The sequence below is a fragment of the Spirosoma lituiforme genome (assembly GCF_054776635.1).
This window is the reverse complement of the sequence record NZ_BAAHBO010000008.1, coordinates 110,220-117,920: the sequence shown is the minus strand read 5'-3', so window position 1 is coordinate 117,920 and position 7,701 is coordinate 110,220. Positions and strand designations below refer to the sequence as shown.

General features: G+C 52.2%; 4 protein-coding genes. 2 read left to right on the top strand and 2 right to left on the bottom strand.

The window, feature by feature from the left end; genetic code table 11:
• On the bottom strand, positions 1 to 1,324 hold a 1,324-nt coding region (locus ACYU87_RS22850), incomplete at its 3' end, for an alpha-L-rhamnosidase N-terminal domain-containing protein (RefSeq protein ID WP_461136425.1).
• 103 nt (positions 1,325 to 1,427) lie between these two features.
• On the opposite strand from ACYU87_RS22850, the gene ACYU87_RS22845 reads away from it, so the two are divergent.
• On the top strand, positions 1,428 to 2,900 hold the full coding sequence (locus ACYU87_RS22845) for a xylulokinase (protein ID WP_461136424.1): 1,473 nt from the start codon (positions 1,428 to 1,430) through the stop codon (positions 2,898 to 2,900).
• Positions 2,901 to 3,232: 332 nt separating this feature from the next.
• Positions 3,233 to 3,787, top strand: coding sequence for a fasciclin domain-containing protein (locus ACYU87_RS22840; protein WP_461136423.1), 555 nt, complete (start codon positions 3,233 to 3,235; stop codon positions 3,785 to 3,787).
• An 87-nt stretch (positions 3,788 to 3,874) separates the two neighbouring features.
• Here the strand turns inward: ACYU87_RS22840 and metH are convergent, their stop codons facing one another.
• On the bottom strand, positions 3,875 to 7,660 hold the full coding sequence (metH, locus tag ACYU87_RS22835; protein WP_461136422.1) for a methionine synthase: 3,786 nt from the start codon (positions 7,658 to 7,660) through the stop codon (positions 3,875 to 3,877).
• Positions 7,661 to 7,701 lie beyond the last annotated feature (41 nt).

The following is a 7,701-nucleotide window of genomic DNA, read 5'->3' as shown; positions in this document are numbered from 1 at the left end:
TGCCCGGCATGGAGTTGCCCGGCATGGAGTTGCCCGGCATGGAGTTGCCCGGCATGGAGTTGCCCGGCATGGAGTTGCCCGGCATGGAGTTGCCCGGCATGGAGTTGCCCGGCATGGAGTTGCCCGGCGTGGAGACGCCCGATGCTGATACAGTTGTTGTAGTCGGCAAGCTGCTGGCGGCAAACTGTGCTTTCTGCTGAAACGGATAACCGGTGAACTGACCGACCAGATCCTCCAGAACCAATGGTTCTCCCTTTGTTTCGACCGTTAGTTGCAGGTACCGGTACGTCCGAAACCAGAGTGGCCGGAACGTTCGTTTGCTGCTACCATCGGGCAAAAACTGATCCTCAAACCCAAGCAGTGTTCTCCCCTCCACTTCATTCCGATTACCCTTTTTGTTCTTTGCATCCACCAGCGCTTCAGCATAACCCAGCGTTACGGTAGCGCCTTTCCCCTGACTTACCGTCAATTCGGGATAGGCGTTGGTCAGATAACCCTGATCGAGCAAGAACACAGCTTTCGTATTGGCCGACACCGTGACCGGCGCTTTTCCCTGCAAAAAGGCGGCATCCATCTTTCCTTTTTCAATCCGCCGGACACTCGCCAGCCGTACGGTTCCTTCCTCCATCATCGGAATGGTGCGCGGCACAAGTCCCCAGTTACCATCGGTTCCCAGGCCGCGGGGTTTCGTCGGAAAGCCCAATGGTTTGGCGGCTGCCCAGGCCTTATCATCAAAATTCGGTTGTTCCCAGCCCCACGGATACTGAGCCGCATCGACCCTGTCGCCATCGCCCGCTACGATGTACGTCTTCAGTTTCGGGATATCGTTTTTGATGGGCGAGTACGACGTGTTATGAAGGATCTTCCAACTGGCATCGGTATTAACGAGTTTTTCGGCTTCGCTATTCCCCTGCATCAGAAACCCGAGCTGGTAACTCATCTGCGCGAAAGGAGCCCCCTCTCCCATGTACCACACCTGCGCAGCCAGCACATTACGACCCACCTGTAGATAAGGCGCTAAATCGATCGTTTCGTAATTCCAGTTTTGGGTATCGCTGCGCGCCGGTCCTATAGCTACGGCTTTTCCATTCACAAACAGCCGATAGCGGTTGTCGGCCGAGACGTGTACCACGAAACGAGCCGGTTTTTGCGGCAACTCGACCGCCTTACGAACATGATAAATACCATATTGACGAGCCGGTGCCGTCGGATGCAGAATCCAGCGGGCGGGCCAGTACTGGTTGGTCCAGTCGGGCGTGGCGGTCTGGGCAAAGCTGGCGGATAGCGTTAGCAAAAAGAGGGTAGTAAGCAGAAACTGTTTCATAGAGGCCGAATAATAGGCAAAGTAAGGTACATTTTTTCTGTACTTACTGATTATCCTGATCACGTTGTACTTTCGCGGTAGATTTCCTAACTCCGGTAACCACATGTATCTTCTTGGATTTGACCTCGGCAGTTCGTCCGTCAAAGCGTGTTTAGTTGATGCTGATAGCGGCAAAGCGGTCGCATCGGCTTTTTTTCCGGAAACGGAAATGATCATTGAATCTCCCCAGGCCGGTTTTGCCGAACAACAACCCGAAAACTGGTGGAAAAATGCCTGTCTGGCCAGCAAAGCTGTCATGCAGAAAGCAAATGTACAGCCGGCCGATGTGAAGGCTATCGGTATCTCTTACCAAATGCACGGGCTGGTTGTTGTCGATAAAGAATTTAACGTATTACGACCATCCATTATCTGGTGCGATAGCCGGGCGGTTCCTTATGGTAATCAGGCGTTTGATGCCCTCGGCCACGACCGTACCCTGCATCACCTGCTCAATTCGCCGGGTAACTTCACTGCGGCCAAACTCGCCTGGGTTAAAGCCAACGAGCCGGAGGTGTATGCCCAGGTAGCTAAATTCATGCTTCCCGGCGACTACCTAGCGGCCCGCATGACGGGCGATATTGTCACGACAGCATCAGGCTTATCAGAAGGGGCTTTCTGGGATTTTCAGGCCAATCAGCCCGCCCAGTTCCTGCTCGATTATTTCGGCTTCGATGCGTCGCTGATACCAACGATCAAGCCAACCTTTGCCCCCCAGGGCGAATTGACCGCTTCGGCAGCCAGCGAACTGGGTCTGGCAGCCGGAACGCCCGTCACATACCGGGCTGGTGATCAGCCTAATAATGCTCTCTCGCTCAACGTACTGGAACCCGGTCAGATTGCCGCGACGGCGGGCACATCGGGCGTCGTGTACGGGGTTAGTGATCAGGCCAGCTACGACCCGAAATCACGCGTCAATACCTTCCTCCATGTTAGCCACACTGCCGAAGCACCACGTTATGGCGTACTGCTCTGCGTGAATGGTACCGGCATTTTGAATAGCTGGTTACGTAACCAGATGTTACAACAGTCAATCAGCTACCCCGACATGAACACCCTGGCGCACGAAGCCCCGGTTGGTGCTGATGGGCTGGTCTGTTTACCTTTTGGCAATGGGGCCGAACGCATGCTCGAAAACGCTGATTTAGGGGCGTCGTTCCACGGGCTGCAATTAACCCGTCACGGCTTGCCGCATATGATCCGGGCGGCTCAGGAAGGCATTGTCTTTGCGCTGTATTATGGCATTCAGATCATGGAAAGCGTGGGCGTAGGGTTGCAGACGATCCGGGCGGGCGAGGCTAATATGTTTCTGAGTCCGCTCTTCCGCGATACACTGGCTAACCTAACGGGTGCCACCATCGAACTCTATAACACCGACGGGGCACAGGGGGCCGCCCGGGGAGCCGGACTGGGTCTGGGTCATTATAAAAATGCGCAGGAAGCTTTCGCTGGCCTTCAGGTAACCAAGACAATCGAGCCGGATATGCGGGCACAGGAAAGTTACCGAAATGCTTACGAGCGCTGGTTATCCCTCCTGTAGACTAGCCAATACTACATCAGGACGAAGCCTGGACTTTCTTCTTTCGTTACGGAAGAAAGTCCAGGCTTCGTTTTTGTACTTTATGCCGTCAGCTAAGTAAAGAACGTCTTTGTTCCAGCGTATAAACGCCGTGACTACTGAGTATAAATACGGTTATAATGACTATACTTCTATAAGTTAGAGAACAAATTATAACTCTATTTATCAGTCGATTACAAATATTTTAAACTTTTTTAAATCCAACTACTACAGAGCTACCGTAAGTCTGCACGTTGATCAACAAATACAGTAAGCATTCAGTACGTATTTCAACTTTTTAAAGACACAACAACGTGAAGACGCTCAACTTAATTTTTTCTATAGTCGCTTTGTCGGCAATCAGTCAGGTTTCTTTCGCTCAGGAAAAGACCGTAACGGTTGGTGGTGCGCCCATGTACCCGTCGAAAAATATTATCGAGAATGCCGTGAACTCGAAAGACCATACAACCCTGGTAGCGGCTGTTAAAGCGGCAGATCTGGTTGAGACCTTATCGGGTCCCGGTCCATTTACCGTATTCGCTCCAACCAACAAAGCGTTCGACAAACTGCCTAAAGGCACTGTTGAAACACTGGTAAAACCAGAGAATAAAGCAACGCTGACAGGTATTCTTACCTATCATGTCGTACCGGGCAAAATGAGCGCAGCCGATCTGGCAAAAGCAATCACGGATGGCGGTGGACAAGCTGCGCTGAAAACCGCATCGGGTGGTACCTTGACCGCAAAGATGAAAGGCAAAAAAATTGAATTGGTCGATGCTAAAGGGGGTACGGCTACGGTTACCATTGCCGATGTAAACCAATCCAACGGGGTCATTCACGTTATCGACACCGTATTAATGCCTCAATAAGGAATTGCGCTTTATCCAACTGACTAAAAAATGCCCGACCGTAAGGTCGGGCATTTTGTTTTTATCAGCATCGTCAATGTCGTAACCCTACGCATCATAACTCAGCACGGGGCTGAGCCATTTCTCGATCTCCTCTACGGGCTTGGCTTTCCGCTGGGCATAATCCATCACCTGATCTTTGTTAATTTTTCCAACGGCGAAATACTTCGATTCAGGGTTCGAGAAGTAAAAGCCACTTACCGATGAAGCTGGATACATGGCGTAGCTTTCCGTCAACTCAATGTCGATCTTGTTGGCATCCAGCAACTCAAATAACGTTTGCTTCTCAGTATGATCGGGACAGGCCGGGTAGCCCGGCGCGGGCCGAATTCCCTGGTACGCTTCCTTAATCAATTGCTCATTGGCCAGATTTTCGTCGGTGGCATACGGCCAGAACTCTTTCCGGACACGCTCGTGCATCCGTTCGGCGAGGGCCTCGGCTAACCGGTCGGCGATGGCTTTTACCATGATGCTGTTATAATCATCATGGTCGCGCTCGTATTTGTCAAGCAGGGCTTCGATGCCAATACCCGCCGTTACCGCAAAGCCGCCGATGTAATCTTCCCGGCCGCTCTCCAGCGGAGCGATAAAATCCGACAGGCAAAAGTTCGGCAGACCCGGTGCTTTCTGGTTCTGCTGACGCAGGAAATGGAGCACGGTCTTTGTGTCGTAAATCAGCTCACCAGCCGGGGTAACCGCCGTTTGCGATTGTGCCTTGCTGATCTTGTATTCAATGTGCTGGTGAGAACCGTGCCGCTCGCAGGGAACTTCCCGTACGGATTCTTCGAAATCGTGTAACAGCACATCATCATCAGCCGAGTTGGCAGGATAGAACCCAACGACCGCTTTAGCCTTCAGCAATTTTTTGTCAATGATCTCCTGTAGAAGCTGGTTTGCATCGTTGAATAAGTGTTTGGCTTCTTCCCCGACAATGGCATCATCGAAAATGGCCGGGTATTTTCCATGCAATTGCCACGTCTGGAAAAATGGGGTCCAGTCAATGTATTTAGCCAATTCACCGATGTCGTAATCCTCGAAATACCGATTGCCCAGAAACGTTGGTTTGGTGGGTTCAAACGTAGTCCAGTCTATTTTCGTGCGGTTCTCCCGCGCTTTTGAAATCGTCAGACTGGCTTTCTCTTTCTGCCGTTTCGCATGATCTTCACGAAGTTTGACATACTCGGCTTTAATATCCGTGAATATTTTCTCCTTGGTACCATCCGTTTCACTAACGAGCTTTCCGGCAACGGGTACGCTGCGGCTGGCGTCCAATACGTGAACAACCGGACCGGAATAATGGGGATCAATTTTAACCGCGGTGTGAATGCGCGACGTGGTAGCGCCACCGATCAGCAGGGGCATCGTAAAACCCTGCCGCTCCATTTCCTTGGCAACACCAACCATTTCGTCCAGCGAAGGCGTAATCAGACCGCTCAATCCGATAATATCGACGTTGTGTTCGCGGGCGGCATCCAGAATTTTCTGGGTAGGCACCATAACACCGAGGTCAATGATTTCGTAATTGTTACAGCCCAACACCACGCCAACGATGTTTTTACCGATGTCATGCACATCGCCTTTGACGGTAGCCAGCAGAATTTTTCCGGCCGAGGACGAGCCTTCCCCCGACTTCTCCGCTTCGATAAATGGGGTTAAATACGCTACGGCTTTTTTCATGACCCGCGCAGACTTAACAACCTGCGGCAGGAACATTTTACCTTCCCCAAATAAGTCGCCAACAACGCTCATGCCGTCCATCAGCGGCCCTTCGATGACGTGCAGCGGCCGTTCGACCTGTAGGCGAACTTCTTCCACATCCTCGTCAATGTAATCGGTAATGCCCTTGATCAGCGCATATTTGAGCCGTTCGCGAACGGGCTCCAGCCGCCAGCTTTCATCCTGAACAATTGCTTTGCCTTTGGCTTTTACCGTTTCGGCAAACTCCACCAGACGCTCAGTGGCGTCATCCCGGCGGTTGAGCAGGACATCCTCACAACGCTCCAGCAGCTCTTTTGGAATGCTGTCGTAGACTTCCAGCTGGCCCGCATTCACGATCCCCATGTCCATACCCGCCCGGATGGCGTGGTACAGAAAGGCCGAGTGCATGGCTTCCCGAACGACATCGTTACCCCGGAAGCTGAATGAGATATTGGATACGCCACCGCTTACTTTGGCCAGCGGCAGGTTTTGCTTGATCCAGCGGGTAGCGTTAATAAAATCGACCGCGTAGTTATTGTGCTCCTCGATACCCGTGGCAACGGTCAGAATATTCGGATCGAAAATAATGTCCTGCGGGGCAAAATGAACCTTGTCGACCAATATCCGATAGGCACGTTCGCAAATCTCGGTTCGCCGTTCGTAGGAGTCGGCCTGTCCGTCCTCGTCAAAGGCCATTACAACGGCAGCAGCCCCATATCGCTTGACCAGTTGAGCCCGTTCAATGAACGCATCTTCACCTTCTTTAAGCGAAATAGAGTTGACAATGGCCTTGCCCTGAACGCATTTCAGACCCGCTTCAATCACTTCCCACTTGGACGAATCGACCATGATGGGCACGCGGGCAATATCGGGTTCGGCGGCAATCAGATTCAGGAACGTTGTCATGGCTTCCACTGAATCCAGCATCCCTTCATCCATGTTGATGTCGATCACCTGGGCACCCCCTTCTACCTGACCACGGGCAATGCTCAGCGCTTCATCGAAATTACCTTCTTTGATGAGCCGGGCAAATTTCTTGGAACCCGTTACATTCGTTCGTTCACCGACGTTCAGGAAGTTCGTTTGCTCCGTGATTTTAAGCGGCTCCAGCCCACTCAGTTTCTGGTAGGGCTCCGGCTCCGGTAACTGCCGGGGTGGGTACTTGGCGGCTACACCGGCAATGGCCCGAATATGATCGGGCGTTGAGCCGCAGCAACCACCAACAATGTTGACAAAGCTACTCTTGATGAAGTCTTCCATCTGCGACGCCATCATGTCCGGCGTTTCGTCGTACTCCCCAAATTCGTTGGGCAAGCCCGCATTCGGGTAAGCCGACGTAAAAAAGGGCGCTTCCTTCGAGAGCGTTTGTATGTAGGGTCGCATCAGAGCTGCTCCCAGCGCACAGTTGAGCCCGACGCTCAGCAACGGCAGGTGTGAAACGGAATATAGAAACGCTTCCGTTGTCTGCCCCGACAGTGTCCGACCGCTGGCATCCGTAATGGTGCCCGAAATCATGATCGGCAGGGCCGCTTTCTGAGGGTTCAGATTGAAATACTTATCAATGGCGAACATAGCCGCCTTCGCATTGAGCGTATCGAAAATGGTTTCGACGAGCAGCAGATCCGATCCGCCATCCACCAACCCACTTACCTGCTCATAATAGGCATCAACCAGATTATCGAACGTTACTGCCCGGTAAGCCGGGTTATTTACGTCGGGCGACAGCGAAGCCGTACGGTTGGTTGGTCCCATAGCACCAGCCACAAACCGGGGTTTGTCGGGCTGCTGGCGACTGATCTCAACCGCTACCTCTTTAGCAAGCCGGGCCGACTCATAGTTTAGTTCATAAGCCAGCTCCTCCATGTGGTAATCGGCCATAGCAATGGACGTAGCACTGAAGGTGTTGGTTTCGATGATGTCAGAACCGGCTTCGAGGTACTGCTTGTGAATAGCCTGAATGATGTCGGGCCGGGTCAGCGACAGCAAATCGTTGTTTCCCTTCAGATCATGTGGCCAATCCAGAAATCGCTCGCCCCGATAGTCACCATCCGTCAGGTTATACCGTTGAATCATCGTTCCCATGGCCCCATCGAGGACCAGGATACGTTCGTGAAGAAGTTCGTGTATCGTTTTCAAAGGCAGTAATAGAAGGCGTGATCCGTAGTGTACCAACAACG

Bases quoted from the DNA above. Each gene is read 5' to 3' on its own strand.
- ACYU87_RS22845 (WP_461136424.1), top strand. From the start codon at position 1,428: ATGTATCTTCTTGGATTTGACCTCGGCAGTTCGTCCGTCAAAGCGTGT.